Source organism: Nocardia sp. NPDC051463 (genome assembly GCF_040681975.1).
Lineage (GTDB): Bacteria > Actinomycetota > Actinomycetes > Mycobacteriales > Mycobacteriaceae > Nocardia.
Window position 1 is genome coordinate 14,706 of sequence record NZ_JBFBAB010000030.1, and the last position, 15,997, is coordinate 30,702.

The window sequence follows — 15,997 nt, forward strand, 5'->3', positions numbered from 1 at the left end:
TTGGCGCGGATACTCCCTCGTTCACGAGGGAGAGGAAGCGCCATCCTCCTTATCGTGGTCGGGTCACCAGGAGTTGTCGGTGCTGTCGGTTACATTGCTGGGCATGACCGAGGTGGTGCGCTTCAACTACCGACTGCGCCCTGGCGTGCAGGCGGAGCGGGCGCTGCTCTCGGAGTGGCATCGGTGCCGGTTTCTGTGGAACGAGGCTGTGCACCAAAAGAAGTCGGGTGGACGTCTGAGCTTCGGTAAGCTCGGAAAGTTGCTCACCGAAGCGCGGGGCCGCAACGGTTGGTTGCGCGACGGGTCGCAGGTCGCCCAGCAGCAGACGCTGCGTACCTACGCGCAAGCCCTCGACCATTCGTTCAAGGTCAAAGGACTCGGCCGCCCGAGGTTCAAACCACGCAAGAAGACGTTGCCGTCGCTGGAATACACCGTGCGCGGGTTCAGCATCCGCGCGGGCAGGTTGCTTCTCCCGAAGGGGGTGAGTATCCCGGTCGTGTGGTCGCGGGAACTGCCATCGGAGCCGACGTCTGTCCGTATCACCCAAGACTGCCTGGGGCATTGGTATGCCTCGTTCGTGGTGCGGCGTGAGGTGGAAACCGTCCCGGCAGTAGAGGGTGGTGTCGGTATCGACTGGGGTGTGAGCGTCACAGCCACGACCACCGACACCCGGTTCGATCTGCCCGTTCTGAGGCACCGGAAACGGTGCGCGGCGGAACTCGCCAAAGCGCAACGCCGTATGGCTCGCCGCCGTCGCGGTACGCGCGGCCCACAGTCCGGTGGTTACCAGCGGGCCGCCCGCGAGGTCGCGAAGCTCCACAAGAAAGCAGCGCGGCAAACCCAACATGATTCGCGGGTGTGGGCGAAAAGTGTTGTCGCCAACCATGCGTTGATCGCGGTGGAGGACTTCCGGCCGAAATTCCTGGCGAAGTCCACGATGGCTCGGAAAGCGGCAGATGCGGCGATCGGCGGGGCGAAGCGGGCGTTGATCGAGCGGGGTGTGCGGGCTGGCCGGAGGGTGGTGTTGGTTCAGCCCGCCTATACGACGATGACGTGCAGTGACTGTTTCGCGAGAGCCAAGCGACTCGACCTGTGCGAGAGAACTTTCCGATGCCTGGACTGCGGTTACACCGCAGGGCGGGACCGGAACGCGGCCAGGGTGATTCTGGTTGTGGCAGAACGCGGCCACAGCAGTGTTGAGGATGTGAGACAAGCGGGTCACCTCCCTCAGGTGGATGGTTCGGTTGCGGTCTGAGCTGTGAATCTCCTGCCTTCAGGCAGGAGAAGCGTTAAGACGCTCGGGCTCCTTCGTGTGCGGTGCTGCGGTGGTTCCGGTGCGGGTGGGGCAGGCCCAGATGGTCGCGCAGGGTGGCGCCGGCGTACTCGGTGCGGAAGCTGCCGCGTTCCTGTAATTCCGGTACAACGCGCTCGACGAATTCGTCGAGTCCCGCGGGAGTGAGATGCGGGACGAGGATGAAGCCGTCCGCGGCGTCGGCCTGCACATAGGCGTCGATCTGTTCGGCGACCGCGGCAGGCGTGCCGACGAACTGCTGACGCGCGGTGACCTCGATGATCAGCTCACGGATGCTGAGCTGCTCCGCTTCGGCCTTCGCCCGCCAGCTCTCGGCCACAGCCCGCGGGTCCTTCGCGTGGCGCACCCGGCCGCGGGTGATGGTGGCGTCGCCGGACGGTTCGACATCGGGCAGCGGCCCGTCCGGGTCGTAGCCGGAAAGCTCACGGCCCCAGACCTGTTCGAGGAAAGCGATGGCGGTCTGTGGGCCGACCTGCTGGAGTCGGATGTGCCTGGCCCGCTCCTGCGCGTCCGCGGCGGTATCGCCGAGCACGAATGTCGCGGCGGGCAGAATCTTCAGCTCGTCGGGCGTACGACCGTATTTCGCCAAGCGGCCCTTCACGTCCGCATAGAACTTCTGCCCGGCTTCCACTGAGCCGTGTCCGGTGAAGATGGCGTCGGCACTGGCCGCGCCGAACTCCCGGCCCTCGTCGGAATCACCTGCCTGCAGCAACACCGGGTGTCCCTGCGGACTCGGTGGCAGCACGAAACGGCCGGAGATATCGAATTGTGTATTGCGATAGCTGATTTCGGGAGTATCGCGAGCGAAAACGCCCGCCTCGCGATCCACCACCAAGGCGTCGCTGGGCCAACTGTCCCACAATGCTCGGCTGACTTCGACGACCTCCGCGGCCCGCTGGTAGCGCTGACTGTGCTCGAGATAGCCGCCGCGCCGAAAGTTTTCGCCGGTGAACGCATCCGACGAGGTAACGACATTCCATGCCGCCCGACCACCCGAGAGATGATCCAACGACGCGAACTGCTTGGCCAACTCGAAGGGCTCGTTGTAGGTGCTGTTGATAGTCCCCGCCAGCCCGAGCTTGTCGGTGACCGCGGCCAGTGCGTTCAGCACGGTGAATGTATCCGGTCTGCCCACGACATCGAGATCATGGATCAGTCCGAGATGTTCGCGCAGCCGCAGCCCCTCGGCAAGAAAGAAGAAGTCGAACAGCCCGCGTTCGGCGGTCTGGGCCAGATGCACGAACGACTCGACATCGATCTGACTCTTCGATGCCGGATCACTCCACACGGTGGTGTTGTTCACCCCCGGAAAGTGCGCGGCAAGATGAACCGGCTTGCGAGGTTTCCCACTCATCACAGCGTCCCTTCCGAAGTAGCGGTGGAGGTTTGCGCGTAGCGGCTGGCAGGCCGTGGCAACCCGAGGCGTGACCGCAGCGTTCCCCGGTTTCTGCTGTCCGCACCCGTTGTCGGGATTCGCACGCCTGCTGGGTGCCCCGAACGGGTGTGGACCCCGAGCAGCGGTGCTGCGGCGAGGAGACGGAGGGCGGCGGGTGCGGCGAGGGGGCGCAGCACGACGCCGTCGGGCGCCCCAGCGCGGAGGGTGGTGATGAGTTCGCGCAGTGTGTCCGGAGTGCCGAGGTGGCGCAGCGTGTTCGGTGCGTTGGTGTCCGCTGTGGCGATCGGGTCGACCCAGCGGTCCAGCTGAGCCACCTCGTCGTGCGCCGCGGCCTCCGTGTCGGCCAGGTGGATGTCGATATCCAGCAGTACTCGGACCGTGTCCGGATCGCGGCCTGCCGCCGCGAGCGCGGCCCGCAGCGCCGTGCGTCGTGCGGCTGCCGCGTCGAGATCGGTGGCGGCGACGCGGATCAGGTCGGCACGGTGGACCGCCACCGACGTGCTCGGTGCGTCGGCGGCGCGGACCGCGATGATCGGCAGACCCTGCGGAGAACGCGGGGTGATCGACGGGCCCTTGACCGAGAAGTTCGCGCCGACGAAGTCGATGTAGTGCAGCTTCTCCCGGTCGATGAAGCGGCCGGTCGACTTGTCACGGATCTCCGCGTCGTCCTCCCAGCTGTCCCACAGCCGCGTGACCACATCGATCGCCTCGTCCGCCTCGTGCCACAGCGCCGCATCCGTCTGGGCGTCCTTGCGGCCGAATGCCCGTGCCTGCTCGGTGCCCTCGGAAACGGTGACCTCCCAGCCCGCGCGGCCGAGCGAGGCGAAATCGAGGCTCGCGATCGCCTTGGACAGATGGAACGGTTCGGTGTGGGTTACCGCAGCCTGCGCGATCAGTCCGATGCGGTGGGTGCGTGCGGCGACCCTGGCGGTGATCGCGACCGCATCGAGCACGCCTCTGGTGACCCCGGCCCCGCCCTGCTGTAGGCCGAAGGAGTCGGGTACGAAAACCGCGTCCACTCCGGCGCTTTCGGCGGCGGCGACCGTATCCACCCAGTAGCCGCCGGTGAACAGATCCTCGGCACGCGAATCGTCGCGCCGCCACGACGCCGGATGCACACCGGTCCCGGTGAGTTCCACGCCGAGGAAGAAATCCGAATCAGACATCAGCACGATCCTTTCCAGTCGATTCGAGGGGTGGGTGGTTCGCCACGGCGGCGATTTGTGCGCCGTGGCGGCATGGGCCGGTGCGGATGCGCATCAGTACTGTCCTTTCGTGACGGCGGAGTGCGCGGGGATGGCCGACAACAGTTCCCGCGTGTACTCGTGCTGGGGGTTGTCGAAAATGTCTGCGGTGTAGCCGGTTTCGACGATGCGTCCGTTGCGCATCACCGCGACCCGGTCGCTGATCCGGCGGACGACTGCGAGGTCGTGGGAGATGAACAGGTAGCTCAATCGCAGTTCGGCCTGGAGGCGGTCGAGCAGTTCCAGGATCTGGGCCTGCACCGAGGCGTCGAGCGCAGAGACCGGTTCGTCGAGTACGAGCAGGTCGGGGTGTAGCGCGAGCGCTCGCGCGATGGCGACCCGTTGCCGCTGCCCGCCGGACAGTTCGGCGGGTCGCCGCCGGCTGAATTGCTCCGGCAACGCGACCTGTCCGAGCAGTTCCCGCACCCGCGCCTGCCGGGCCTTGCGGTCGCCGACTCCATACGCGCGCAACGGTTCTTCGATGATCGACCCGACGCGCCAGCGTGGGTCGAGGGAGGCGTAGGGGTTCTGGTACACCACCTGGAACCGCCTGCGCAGCGCCCGCAGCTCGGGTCCTCTGACCTTGGTCAGCTCGTGTCCATCGAAGGTGACCACACCGCTGTCGGGTTCGGACAGCTGCAGGGCGATCCGCGCGGTGGTGGACTTGCCGGATCCGGATTCGCCGACGAGCGACAGCGTTTCGCCCCGTCCGAGGTCGAAGGCGACACCGGCGGCCGCGGTCACCCACCCGCCGGACTGCGCACGGAAGCGCTTGTGCACCTCGCGAACCGAGAGCAGCGGCTCGACTCGGGTGTTGCGGCGCGGCCGGAACCCGCCGAACGGCGCCAAGCTCGGCGATGCCGCCAGCAGGCGCTTGGTGTAGGGGTGCCGAGGTTCGGCGAGCACCGCTGCGGTGCGGCCGGTTTCGACGACCTCGCCGCCGTTGAGCACCACCAGACGATCGGCCCGCTCGGCGGCCACCGCGAGATCGTGCGTGATCAACAGGACGGCCGTGCCGCGGGCGGCGATCTGCCCGGCAAGCCCATCGAGCACTCGGCGTGCCACCGTCGCATCCAGTGCACTGGTCGGCTCGTCGGCGATCACCAGCTCCGGCCCGCAGATCAGCGCTGCCGCGATCAGCACCCGCTGCCGCTGTCCGCCGGATAATTCGTGCGGATACTGCGTGGCCCGCAGTTCCGGCCGATCGAGCCCCGCCTCGGTGAGCAACTCCACGGCCCGCCGCTCGGCGCCGCGCCGGTCGGCGAGACCGTGCACGATCAACGCCTCGGCGACCTGATCGCCCACCCGCTGCACCGGATTCAACGACAGCCCGGGATCCTGCGGAACGAATCCGATCCGAGCGCCGCGCAGTCGCCGCAAACCCCGCTCGGAACCGGTGTTCACGATCTCCCCATCGAAAGTGATCGTTCCGCCGGTGATCTCGCCATTCGGCCCGAGCAACCCGATCACTGCCTGCGCGAGCGTCGACTTGCCGGAACCGGATTCACCGACCAAGGCGACAACCTCACCACGTGCCACAGTGAGCGAGACACCTGCCAACGCCGAGACGGGACCGGAGCCGGACCGATAGCCGACATGGAGACCGTCGATGTGAAGGAGTGCGGCATCGGGTGCCGATGCTTCGAGCCCGATCGCGCCGGGTGCGACCGGGTCGGCGCTGGTCGGAACCGGCGCTTCGGCGACCGCCACCAGCGGCCTGTCGATGGCGGGCAGGCCACCTTCGCTCGAAGGTACAGCGCCGGTATCGGTCGGGTGGACGCCGCAAAGATCGGTGTCGCTCATGCGTGCTCACTTCCGCTGACGGCGCGTCCGAGGCGCTGAGCGGCCAGGACGACCGCGATGATCACCAGGCCGGGCAGTGTGGTCATCCACCAGGCGGTGGCAAGGTAGTTGCGGCCCTCGGAGATCAGTGAGCCCCATTCGGGAGTGGGCGGTTTCGCACCGTAGCCCAGGAAGCTCAACGCCGAGACCGAGAGCACCGCCATGCCGAACTCGACTGCGGCAAGGGCGAGCACCGGTTGGTAGGCGTTGGGCAGCACGTGCCGAGCGAGCACGCCGTACCAGCGAACGCCACAGGCGTGCGCCGCCTCCACGAACGGTGACTGGCGAATCCGCAGCACTTCCGAGCGCATCACGCGTGCGAAGTTGGCGACCAGCGAAACACCCACGGCGATAGCCACATTGCGGGTGCCGAAGCCGAGAGCGGTGACCAGTGCCAGCGAAAGCAGCAGCGCGGGAATCGACAGCAGCACGTCGACGAATCGCATGATGAGGGTATCGACGACACCGCCGACCGACCCGGACAGCAAGCCGAGCACCGACCCGGCGACCAGTGCGATCGCCACCGCCGAGAGCGTCGCGGTCAGTGAAAGTCCCGCACCGTGCACCATCCGGGTGTAGAGGTCGCGGCCGAGGTTGTCGGTGCCGAACCAGTGCGCAGCGCTCGGCCCACGGAACTTCTCGGCGGGCACACCGGTCAGCGGATCGCCACTGGCGAACACCGAGGGCAATAATGCCCACCCCAGCGCGATCAGCACGACCAGGATGGCGATGATCTGCGCCGTATTGCCGCGCAAGGCTTTCCCTCGCAGTACCGGCCGCCGCAACCACGGCACTGCCACACCACGCCGCTCGTCGAGCACGTCAACCATGGACGTTCACCTCCGCGATGTCGTCGATGAGCTGCCACGGCGCGAAGGCGAAGCCGAGGGAAGGCCAGTGCGGCAGCAGGGTCAGCACGGTGCTGTCATGCACAACGAGGCCATCGCGCCGCTGCGCCGATGCACGGTCGGCCACGAATGTGCCTGCGGCAGGTGTCGGTGGGGTGGTGCGGCACAACGACCGCCACGAGAGCCCCGGTCGTTTCGGCAACGGTGCCGCGGGTAGATCAGACACGGGCAGCTACCTCCTCACCAGTGGTGATGTCGTCGGTGGTCTTGTTCGGCGCGCGACGGGCGCGCCCCGCGATACGCGGATCCAGCAGCGGATAGAGCAGGTCCACCGCGAGATTGACCGCGACGAAGACCGCCGAGGTCAGCAGCACGATGCCTTGCACGACCGGAATGTCCTGGGCGAGTACGGACGTCTGTGTGAGACGTCCGACGCCGGTGCGGGCGAATACGGTCTCCACCACCACCGATCCGGCCAGCATGTTGCCCACCAGCACGCCTGCGATGGTGAAGGTGGGCAGCGCCGCCGAGCGCAACACATGTTTGCGCTGCACCCACCAGCGCGAACCGCCCTTGGCTACGGCCACCTCGACGAACGGCTGGCGCCACGTCGATTCCAGTCCGGTCGCGAGCACCTGGGCGAGTACCGCGCCGATCGGGATGGCGAGGGTGATGGCGGGCAGGAGAGTTCCTGCGAAGCCGTGGCCGCCGAATGCGGGGACAAGCCGGAGCTGGAACGAGAACAGTTGCAGCAGTAGCAGTCCGGTCCAGAACGTCGGCACCGAAACGCCGAGCGAGGGCAGCGAACGCAGCGCGTTGCGCAGCCACGGGCGGCGCGAGTACGTCGCGGCGACGGCCACCGAAACACCACCGGCGGTCGCGAAAAGCACTGCCAGCGAAGCCAATCCGAGCGTGGAGGGCAGTGCGTCACCGATCGCGTCGGTGACCGGTTGGCCGGTCGAGATGGAACGGCCGAGGTCGCCTCGCACCGCGTGCGTCAGTGCCGTCCAATACTGCTCCCACAGTGGACGGTCCAGCCCATACCTGGCCTGTAGCTCGGCGACCGCGGCCTTGTCCACTGCGGTACCCGAACCGCCCGCGTCGGCGGCGATGGACACCGGGTCGGCGGGCAGCAGGTAGAGCACCACGAACGAGATGGTGAAGGCCGCCCACAGCACTCCCACCGCCTGCAGTGCTCGTAGCGTCACGTAGCGCGCCATCGCTACCGCCCGCTCAGCCAGGTGTCGAAGAATTGCAATCGCGCGGAGGCCTCGAACTTCAGGTCCTGCACGCCGGCGCCCACACCGATGGCCTGCGACAGTTCGACCGTCGGAATCCACAGGCCCGAATCCAGCACCGCCTGCTGCGCGGTGCGGATGAGGGCTGTGCGTGCGGCGGCGTCGCCGGTGCTCAACTGTCCGTCCAGCGCGTCATCGAGCGTTGGGATGCGTTCGCGCACATTGAGATTGCGACTGTCCACGCTGAATGCGGTGCGCAGGATGTCGCCGTCGGCGCGGGTGCTGTTGTAGTAGACACTGTCGTAGTCCTTGGCGTTCTGCCGCGCGGTGTACTCCGCGACCGCAACCAGATCCAGCCGCAGCTCGACGCCGATCTGGCGCAGCTGCTGCTGCACCAGTTCGAGGATCGCCTGGTTGCCCGCGAAAACCTGGCTGAACAAGACCGAGAAGGCCAGCCGCTCACCGTTCTTCACGCGGATGCCGTCGCCGCCTGGTGTCCAGCCCGCCTGATCGAGAATGTTGCGTGCCTTGGCTTGATCGAAGGGCAGTGTGGTCGACAGATCCTGATAACCCGGAGTGGTGCTGGCCAGCGAGCTCGTCGCGATCTTGAATTGCGGGCCGAGCACGGTGTCGATGAGCTGCTTGCGGTCGATCGCGGGCAGCAGCGCCTGGCGGACCGCGGGATCGCGCAGGGGCCCGCGGGTGACATTGGGCTGGAAGCCGAACGGCACGCCCGGGTTCGCGGTGCTCAGCACCCGCCCGCCGGTCGCCTCGATCTGGGGCGCGTCTTGCGGCAGCGCGTCGCTGATGGCATCGAGCTGTCGGGAGCCGAGACTGCCGGTGCGGACTCCGGACTCGGGGACGACGGTGAACTCGATCTTGTCGAGGTAGGCCTCGCCGTGGTGCGCGAACACCGCCGAACCCCAGTGGTATCCGGCGCGTTTGGCCAGCGTCGCCGAGGCATCCTGCCGGTAGTTCGCATAGGTGAACGGGCCGCTGCCGATGTTGTCGCCCGCGCAGCGTTGTTCGGCGGGTTTCGCGGTGGTGACCTCGGCGAGGATGCCGAGCTGCGCGGTCGAGGTGGCCTGCAGGAATTGGGCATTCGGCTTGCTGAACTCCACACGGGCGGTGAGCTTGTCCACCGCAGTGGTCGTGACGTAGTTGGTGAGGTAGCTCGCGCCGAGCGGCGCCTTCGCCGCGCCCAGCTCGACGACCGAATCGAAGGTTCGCTGTACCGATTCCGCGGTCAGCGGCGTGCCATCGCTGAAGGTGACGCCGTCGACGAGATGGAAGGTGAAGACCTTCGCGTCGGGGGTGACCTCCCAGCTCTGCGCGAGCCAGGGCTTCAGTTCACCGGTCTCGGGATCCTGATCGGTCAGCGAATCCACGATCTGACGGCTGACATACAGCGTCTGGTTGGTGCCCGACTGCGCGGGGTCCGAGCAGGTCGGTGCCACCGACAGGCCGTAGCGCAGCGTGCCGCCCGGCTTGGGCGGGCCCGCGTCGGTGCCGGTCCCTGCCGAATCACTGCCGCAGGCGGCGAGGCTCGCGGCCGCGGTGACGGCTGCGGCCACGGCCGCGATTCGATGGCGGAGTCGGATCACTGTGGTACTCCAGATGTTTCGGTGCGGACGAGGTCGCCCTGGGAATCGAGGTCGTAGTCGGTGGTGGATCGGACCTGATGGTCGATGTCGGTGTGCACGGCCAGTGGCCTGCTCCGAATCCGTCTGCGCAGTTCCGGGGCAACCGCGGACTGGAAAAGCTCGAGGCTGTCGCGGTGCTGGGTCGCGGTGCGCCCGTCGCGATCCGCGGCCAGGTGGGTCACCTCGTGGCCGAAGTGTTCGTGCTGACGGCCGACCTTGTCGATGACCTGCTCCGGGCTGCCGACCAATGCCGAGCTGCGGGTGAGGAAGTCCTCGAGGGTCTCGAACACCACCGGCAACCCGAGCTTGCGGGCCAGCGCGAGTCGTGCCTCGAAGATCGGCCGGAACACCGCCGCGGCCTCCTGCGAGGTCCTGGCCACGTGGAATCCGGCGGTACCCGCGCCGACCATGGCATCGGCAGGGTCGTGCCCGTAGAACTCCCACCGCTCCCGGTAGTGGCGCACGAGCTCGGCATACGGCTCGATGGGATTGGTGACATTCGCCGAGAACAGCGGATCACCGTGGCGCGCGGCCAGTTCCACCGAGTCGCGACTCGTCGCGCTGCCGTGCCAGATGCGGATGCGTGGCTGCCACGGCCGCGGCAGCGCCTTGGCCGCGCGGAGTTCGGGCCGGAACCGACCGGACCAGGTCACGCTGTCGCTGGCCCAGAGTTCCCGGAACAGCTCGTAGCCTTCCCGATTGCGGTCCCACTGATCGTCGGTGGTGACGTGGAACAACTCGGCTTGTGCGCTGCCGTTGCCCTTGCCGATGATCAGTTCCAGCCTGCCGCCGGAGAGATTGTCCAGCGTCGAGTAGTCCTCGAAGGCGCGCACCGGATCCAGCAGGCTCAGAGTGGTGACCGCGGTGAACAACGAGATGCGCGAGGTGACCGCGGCGATGTGGCTGAGGATCACCGGCGGTGCGGCCGACAGGAACGGATCCTCGTGCCGCTCGCCGACGGCGAACCCGTCGTAGCCGAGCTCTTCGGCGCTGCTCGCCTGCTCGATGACAGTGCGCAGCCGCTCTCTGGTGCCGGGCAGTCGCCCGGTTGTCGGATCCGGAACCCGGGTGACCAGGGTGAACAGCAGGAACTTCATGCGTGGGCTCCTACCGGGTCGGAGGCGGGAAGTGGGGCGTGCAGGTACTTCTCGAAGGGATGCGGGGCGATCTCTTCCGACGGGGTGTCCAAGTCGTAGAGCGCGGTGTAACCGTGAGCCAGATACAGGGCGACGGCCTCGGGCTGGCGTGGACCCGTGATCAGGTAGATGCGGCGGTATCCACGCCGTGCGATTTCGGTCTCCAGCTGTTCGAGCACGAAGCGGCCCAGTCCCTGCCTGCGGTGCTCACGTGCGGTCCAGATGCGTTTCAGCTCGGCGGTGTCGTCGTCGTAGCGCCGGAAAGCGCCGCCCGCCACGGGTTCGCCGTCGCGGGTCACGACCAGCAGCGCACCGTCCGGCGCCGCGAACTCCGCGGCTGGATAGGCGCGCAGCGAGTCGTGCACGGCACCGACGGTCCGGCCGTAGCGCATGCTGTATTCGACGGCGAGCTCCGCGAGCAGGGGTGTGGCCAGCGGATCGTCCTGGGCGACCGCGTACACGCGCAGCTCGGGTCGAGTCGTCGGCGAGCGTCGCCGGCTCGAGGAAAGTCGCTGTGTCATCGGGCTGTCACGACTTCTTCGGCAGGCCGGGCGGGTTGGTCCGCGAGTCGGTCACTGTTTCGGGCTTGCGCCCCACCGGTCGATGGCCTGCTGGTAGGTGCCCGACTGGATGGCGTGGTCGATGGCCTTGTGCACCGCGCCGATCAGCCTGTTGTTCTTCTTGGTGAGCACGCCGATCTCGCCATGGAGCGCCTCGCCCGCGCCGGAGGCGGTGGCCACGATCTCGGTGTTGCCGTGTGATAGATCGCGGTGGGGTTGGATCCGATGGGCCGGCGCACCGATGGTGGGCCGCAGATCGAACAGTGGCGGTCGTCGTACCCGCTCCGGACGGATGGACGATGCCAACCGAGTCGACGGTGCCGGACGTGGCGGATTCGTCGGGTGCCGGGGTGGCGGGTTCGCCGGGTGCTGCACTCGTGCCGGGCCGGCCCGGGGAGGCGGGCGCACCGCCGACGGCCGCGGCTGCGCCGGAAACGGCTGCGCCAGATGCGATGGACGCACTCATATCGAGGTCCTTCGAAGAAACGAACGAGACCGGCCCCTCATCAGGCGGTCACATCACCCGGCCAGTGACGGGTGCACAAGCTGGCGGCGTGGTCAGTCGCGACAGCTCGCGGCGGTGATGTGGCACTGGTCGACAGGGCGAGGGGCCCAACGGTTGCCGGGTTGTTCGGTGATCATGTCGGTTTCCTCCATCGTTCCCGGCGGAAGCACCCGCACCCGGCTCGCGGGGGGTTGCTGCGACGTCGACGAGCCAGGTCTCTCGGTCGCTCTGGATGGTGCGGCCCGCGGCGAGCTCGGGGCCGTCGAGGGGCTAGCCGAAATAGCATGCGAAGCAAGGGCACTCCAGAACAAGGTTAGGAATCAGCGTGAGCGCAGCCCTTGTCCGACAGGTCGTCTCCCGCGATCATTTAGCCCGTCGCCCTGAGCAGCGCCCACCTCATGGATCCGACTCACAGATCGTGTCGCGTGCGACGCGCCGGAAATTAGCTGTGCCGAAGATTCCCAGCTTCGAGAGTTTGCCGGAGTACCGTGTCCTCGATCGTGCCGACGATGAGGAGGTCCGAAGTGACCGTTGTGCGCCGTCTGACCACGCTGACCGCCATCGCGACGAGTGCCGCCGCGCTAGCCCTTGCCGCCCCTGCCACCGCTTTCGGCGCTCCGGCGGCTCCCACCCCGGCTGCGGCCGCCGAGCGCCCCGGTCTCGCCCCGGCAGCCGCGCCTACCGATCTGTTCGGCGCGTATCAATCGGCGGTGCAAGCGCTGCGTGCCGCCGGCATGGACCCCTTCCTGTATCCGACCGCCGCGGCATTCTGCTCCGACGCAGGCACCCTTGGCCTGGTCCCCGCCATCGCGGGCGCTTTTCCCGGCCCGTGGCCCAAGACCACGGTGAACATCCCCGGCCTCGATCTCACCGCCGTGAAAGCGGGCCAGACCATGTTCACCTTCGTGCCCTATGGCGTTGCCCCCGACACCTCGACCGAGTCGGGCATGCGTGTCGCCTGGATGAACCTGAGCAACGGGCGCAGCGGCGCCACCTCGATGGGCCTGCTCTCCGACGTCTTCCGAGCTATGGTCCCCGCCGAGGTCCCCGCAGAAATCCGCCCCCTTGCCGAACGCGCGATCCAGGACTTCTTCTTCGCCGCCCTCCCGGTCGGCGGGGTCCGCGCCGTCCCGGTCGATACCGGCTCGGGAACCGTGCTCGCCGCCGTCTTCGGCGCCGTCGAAAACAACGGCCACTCGTGCTTCTTCCTCCCGACCATCGGTATCACCGCGGTTCCATAGCTCGGTCTGTCCGACCCTCCGGTCCGGAATCAAAAGGCCCAGGAGCCGAAGGCGTCACCCCTGTGCGCCAGACGGCAGCCGCCCCCGGTGTCGATCCGTACACCCCGTGTCGCACCGAACAACCGGTGTAGTGGTGTCCGGTCGCGGCACCGGAAGCGGGGACAGGGCAGGAGCAATGGCACTGTGGAGGACATGGGCAGACCGGTCAGGGCGGGAGGGGGCGGTCTTTCCAGCGGAGCTCGCCGCGTCGATGCGCGCTGCGGGATCGCGCCCACAGGCCGAGGTATGCGCCGATGGACAGTGGATGTGCAAGTGCCGCGAAGACATCCGTGGCCTTGATGGGGCCGCCCGCCTCGAGGCAACAAGACAGTAGCCGGCCTGCCACCGCGGCCGAGTAGCCGAGCAGGCCGGCGCGACGGGTCATCCCGCTACCGGCGACAGCGGCCAGCGGTGGAACCCAATAGGCCAGCGCGGCAATGGCTCCGACGGACGCACCGGCACCTGCGGAGCCACCGTAGGCCGACCACAGCCAACGGGTATAGCCCGCTTCGAGTTCGGTGGCACCGCAGTACATTCTGGTCTGGGCCAGCTGTCCCGCCGCGACGAGTGCGGTGCGGAAACCGTTGCGGCGTAGGACTCGAGCGATGTCCAGGTCCTCAGTGGGACTGGCCGCCACTGCGCCGTGGCCACCGATTGCTCGGTAGGCGGCGGTGTCGAAGACCAGGAATTGCCCGCAGGCCACCGCTGTCGAGGGTCTGCTGCTGCGGTTGGCCATCGAGATCGGCAGCGTGGACGCCCATGACCAGCACAGCAGCGGTTGCACCACAGCTTCCGCCGCCGATCCGGTTCGCTGCCACGGCCACGGTGACAGCAGTGCGACACCCCGGCGGTGCAGTTCGGCCGCCGCCGCGGCGATCGCCTGTGGTGCCAGCCGGACATCGGCATCGAGAAATATCAGCGTCGGTGCGTCGACATGCTCGGCCAGCCGCGCGCAGGTCGCAGCCTTGCCCGTCCAGCCGGGGCAGGGTTCGATCTCGTTGCGCAGTACCGTGAATCGCTCGTCGCCTGCTATTGCACCGACGGCCGCAGCACCGGTGTCATCGGTGGAGGCGTCATCGAGGATCAGCACCCGCATTCGGGGGACTCCGGTCTGTGCCCGTAGATCGCCGATCAGCGCGGGGAGTCGCGTGGCCTCGTTACGAGCGGGAATGCAGACGGTGACCGCCGCGCCTGCGGGCGCGGCGACATCGGGCAGTCGACCTACCGTTGCTCGGTTGGCGAGCGCGATCGCGCTGCTGAGCAGTGCGATCCCGGTGCCGATACTGGTCAGCACCAGTGCCGCAGGATGGTGTTCGGTACCGGCGGGTCGATGGCTCACGAGCTCGGCGTCACTGGCTCAGCGGCGCTGTCGCGGCTGCCACAAGCTGCCGAACGAGAAGCCCTCGGGCGCGCCGGGCGCCGCGGGGTTGCGGTTCATGAAGGCCAGCGCGGCGACGATCGCGGCGACGGCAAGGGTGATGCCGCCGACGATGCCCGCCCATCCTGCGAAGGAGCGAGTGTTCGGGTCGGCGTAGCTGACCTCGGCGCGCAGTACGGACACGTCACCGGCCGGCAATTTCCACGACACGGTGGAATCGTCTTCGCGGCTGCCGTTGGTCTTGGCGACGCGGGACGGGAACGCCACCGTGAACTGCACGTCCGAGCCGTGCGGTGGAACGGATTTCAGATCGACCCTGCCGGTGAGGCTGACCAGGTCGCCGGTGCGCTGGAACTGCAGGTTGAACATGCCCTGTGTCTGTTCGGACAAACCGCCGAGTTGGGAGACCTCGCCGAAGGACAGATCCTCGAAGAACACCTTGCTGCCTACATACCCGTCCTGGTTGTAGGGCTCCACCCGTACCTTCGCCGCCAGTGAGTCCGGCGCCTTCAGCTGCGGGCCCTTGTCGTTGGGGTCGACCGGGACGACCGCGGCGACGATCCGTCCCGACACCCGGTCATTGGACGACACGCCCATCGACACCTGCACACGCAGGCAGCTGGCGAGCACGGGCACCAGCAAGGCCGCGAGCAGGACTGCCGCCGCGACCCGAGCCCCTGAGCGGGGCGAGCGCGGCGACGGTAGAAGCGGAGCATCTGGCGGCGTGGTGAGAGGACTCGGCTGCACGGGTCACATCGTGCCAGGCCATCGGTTCAGATGGCCACGCGACGGGCGGAACCGTCCCGGTTGTGTCGCCCTCGGGACCGACGCAGCCGCACTACCAGCGGTACTCCGAGAATCCCGAGCCCGAGCCCGCCGTAACAGGCCGAGGCGGGCAGACCCAAGAACACCGCGTGCGCGAGTGCGGATCCGAGCCAGGTCCACAGGAAAACAACGACCGGAACCGCGATGGTCGACCACGACGGCCGCACGTCGCGCGCGGTGCGTTCCCACCCGGTCAGCGCCAGGGCCATCAGCAGTGCCACCGCGAACCAGCCCGAATAGTTGGTGTACGGAATCCCGGCGAGCCCCGGCAGCCCTGAATCGACATCGCACCAGCTCCACTGCCCATCGGCCACCATCTGCGGATCCAGAAACAGGTCCCACCCCACCGCACCCACCGCCGTCAACCCGATCCGGCCGATGACCCGGCGGGCCAAGAGACCGGTCACCACCCAGACCGGATACAGCCCGCCGGTCCACGCCAGTGCCACCACCAGCGGCACCCCGGCCACGGCAGGGCCGAGCCTGCCGTCGGTGTACTCATAACAGCCGAACGGGAAACCCGTTGCAGTGCCGACGATCTCGGCAACCAACCCTGACCCGGACACGATGACCAGAAATCCGGCGGCATATCTCGGTCCCCGAGTCGTCCCGGCGTGGACCAGTGCGGTGGCCGCCGACAGCAACACCACCACGACGGTCACCTGATCGCGGGCGACCCCCGAGGTCAGCGGATAGGCGATCTGCGCGAGGACCAACAGCATCGCCGAGAGTGCGGGAATCAGGTCTCGCGGCCGCGGTGGAACAGCGCTCGCGGCAGCAGATCCCGTCG

Annotated in this window: 15 protein-coding genes and 1 riboswitch; of the genes, 2 read left to right on the plus strand and 13 right to left on the minus strand. The window is 67.8% G+C overall.

All coding sequences use genetic code 11. The features are described from left to right. The first annotated feature begins 97 nt into the window (after positions 1 to 97). A complete protein-coding gene (locus AB0M74_RS29095; protein WP_366529541.1) occupies positions 98 to 1,255 on the plus strand; it encodes a transposase in 1,158 nt (385 codons plus the stop codon). A 34-nt stretch (positions 1,256 to 1,289) separates the two neighbouring features. On the opposite strand, the gene AB0M74_RS29100 is transcribed toward AB0M74_RS29095, so the two are convergent. From AB0M74_RS29100 to AB0M74_RS29145, 10 genes are all read right to left on the minus strand, one after another. Further along, on the minus strand, positions 1,290 to 2,666 hold the full coding sequence (locus AB0M74_RS29100; RefSeq protein WP_366529484.1) for an NtaA/DmoA family FMN-dependent monooxygenase: 1,377 nt from the start codon (positions 2,664 to 2,666) through the stop codon (positions 1,290 to 1,292). Continuing rightward, positions 2,666 to 3,874 carry an LLM class flavin-dependent oxidoreductase gene (locus AB0M74_RS29105; RefSeq protein WP_366529485.1) on the minus strand — a complete coding sequence of 403 codons (1,209 nt, stop codon included), beginning with the start codon at positions 3,872 to 3,874 and terminating at the stop codon, positions 2,666 to 2,668. The genes AB0M74_RS29100 and AB0M74_RS29105 overlap by 1 nt, the downstream gene beginning before the upstream one ends. Before the next feature lie 93 nt (positions 3,875 to 3,967). Then, the gene (locus tag AB0M74_RS29110) at positions 3,968 to 5,755 is read right to left on the minus strand and encodes an ABC transporter ATP-binding protein (protein WP_366529486.1); all 1,788 of its coding nucleotides are present in this window, start codon (positions 5,753 to 5,755) and stop codon (positions 3,968 to 3,970) included. Continuing rightward, positions 5,752 to 6,624 carry an ABC transporter permease gene (locus AB0M74_RS29115; RefSeq protein WP_366529487.1) on the minus strand — a complete coding sequence of 291 codons (873 nt, stop codon included), beginning with the start codon at positions 6,622 to 6,624 and terminating at the stop codon, positions 5,752 to 5,754. The genes AB0M74_RS29110 and AB0M74_RS29115 overlap by 4 nt, the downstream gene beginning before the upstream one ends. Continuing rightward, entirely contained in the window at positions 6,617 to 6,868 is a 252-nt protein-coding gene (locus AB0M74_RS29120) for a hypothetical protein (RefSeq protein ID WP_366529488.1), read from the minus strand. The genes AB0M74_RS29115 and AB0M74_RS29120 overlap by 8 nt, the downstream gene beginning before the upstream one ends. Continuing rightward, the gene (locus AB0M74_RS29125) at positions 6,861 to 7,862 is read right to left on the minus strand and encodes an ABC transporter permease (protein WP_366529489.1); all 1,002 of its coding nucleotides are present in this window, start codon (positions 7,860 to 7,862) and stop codon (positions 6,861 to 6,863) included. Before AB0M74_RS29125 ends, AB0M74_RS29120 begins: the two co-directional genes overlap by 8 nt. A 2-nt stretch (positions 7,863 to 7,864) precedes the next feature. Then, a complete protein-coding gene (locus tag AB0M74_RS29130; RefSeq protein ID WP_366529490.1) occupies positions 7,865 to 9,484 on the minus strand; it encodes an ABC transporter substrate-binding protein in 1,620 nt (539 codons plus the stop codon). Then, positions 9,481 to 10,620 (minus strand): LLM class flavin-dependent oxidoreductase, encoded by a 1,140-nt coding sequence (locus tag AB0M74_RS29135; protein WP_366529491.1) that lies wholly within the window; start codon positions 10,618 to 10,620, stop codon positions 9,481 to 9,483. Before AB0M74_RS29135 ends, AB0M74_RS29130 begins: the two co-directional genes overlap by 4 nt. Further along, positions 10,617 to 11,180 carry a GNAT family N-acetyltransferase gene (locus AB0M74_RS29140; protein ID WP_366529492.1) on the minus strand — a complete coding sequence of 188 codons (564 nt, stop codon included), beginning with the start codon at positions 11,178 to 11,180 and terminating at the stop codon, positions 10,617 to 10,619. Before AB0M74_RS29140 ends, AB0M74_RS29135 begins: the two co-directional genes overlap by 4 nt. Before the next feature lie 51 nt (positions 11,181 to 11,231). Next, positions 11,232 to 11,525, minus strand: a complete 294-nt coding sequence (locus AB0M74_RS29145) for a hypothetical protein (protein WP_366529493.1) — start codon at positions 11,523 to 11,525, stop codon at positions 11,232 to 11,234. 344 nt (positions 11,526 to 11,869) lie between these two features. Then, a riboswitch (SAM riboswitch) is annotated at positions 11,870 to 11,963 on the minus strand. 285 nt (positions 11,964 to 12,248) lie between these two features. Here AB0M74_RS29145 and AB0M74_RS29150 point away from each other — a divergent pair. Beyond that, a complete protein-coding gene (locus AB0M74_RS29150) occupies positions 12,249 to 12,965 on the plus strand; it encodes a hypothetical protein (protein ID WP_366529494.1) in 717 nt (238 codons plus the stop codon). 205 nt (positions 12,966 to 13,170) lie between these two features. Here AB0M74_RS29150 and AB0M74_RS29155 read toward each other — a convergent pair whose 3' ends face one another. The 3 genes from AB0M74_RS29155 to AB0M74_RS29165 form a co-directional block, all read right to left on the minus strand. Next, positions 13,171 to 14,343, minus strand: a complete 1,173-nt coding sequence (locus tag AB0M74_RS29155) for a glycosyltransferase family A protein (RefSeq protein WP_366529495.1) — start codon at positions 14,341 to 14,343, stop codon at positions 13,171 to 13,173. A gap of 18 nt (positions 14,344 to 14,361) precedes the next feature. Continuing rightward, positions 14,362 to 15,036, minus strand: a complete 675-nt coding sequence (locus AB0M74_RS29160; protein ID WP_366529542.1) for a DUF3153 domain-containing protein — start codon at positions 15,034 to 15,036, stop codon at positions 14,362 to 14,364. Between the two features lie 119 nt (positions 15,037 to 15,155). Then, positions 15,156 to 15,929 carry a carotenoid biosynthesis protein gene (locus tag AB0M74_RS29165; protein ID WP_366529543.1) on the minus strand — a complete coding sequence of 258 codons (774 nt, stop codon included), beginning with the start codon at positions 15,927 to 15,929 and terminating at the stop codon, positions 15,156 to 15,158. Positions 15,930 to 15,997 lie beyond the last annotated feature (68 nt).

Excerpts from the sequence above, each read along its gene's own strand:
- AB0M74_RS29100 (WP_366529484.1), bottom strand. The coding sequence starts at position 2,666 with ATGAGTGGGAAACCTCGCAAGCCGGTTCATCTTGCCGCGCACTTTCCG.
- AB0M74_RS29105 (WP_366529485.1), bottom strand. The coding sequence starts at position 3,874 with ATGTCTGATTCGGATTTCTTCCTCGGCGTGGAACTCACCGGGACCGGT.
- AB0M74_RS29110 (WP_366529486.1), bottom strand. The coding sequence starts at position 5,755 with ATGAGCGACACCGATCTTTGCGGCGTCCACCCGACCGATACCGGCGCT.
- AB0M74_RS29115 (WP_366529487.1), bottom strand. The coding sequence starts at position 6,624 with ATGGTTGACGTGCTCGACGAGCGGCGTGGTGTGGCAGTGCCGTGGTTG.
- AB0M74_RS29125 (WP_366529489.1), bottom strand. The coding sequence starts at position 7,862 with ATGGCGCGCTACGTGACGCTACGAGCACTGCAGGCGGTGGGAGTGCTG.
- AB0M74_RS29135 (WP_366529491.1), bottom strand. The coding sequence starts at position 10,620 with ATGAAGTTCCTGCTGTTCACCCTGGTCACCCGGGTTCCGGATCCGACA.
- AB0M74_RS29140 (WP_366529492.1), bottom strand. The coding sequence starts at position 11,180 with ATGACACAGCGACTTTCCTCGAGCCGGCGACGCTCGCCGACGACTCGA.
- AB0M74_RS29165 (WP_366529543.1), bottom strand. The coding sequence starts at position 15,929 with ATGCTGTTGGTCCTCGCGCAGATCGCCTATCCGCTGACCTCGGGGGTC.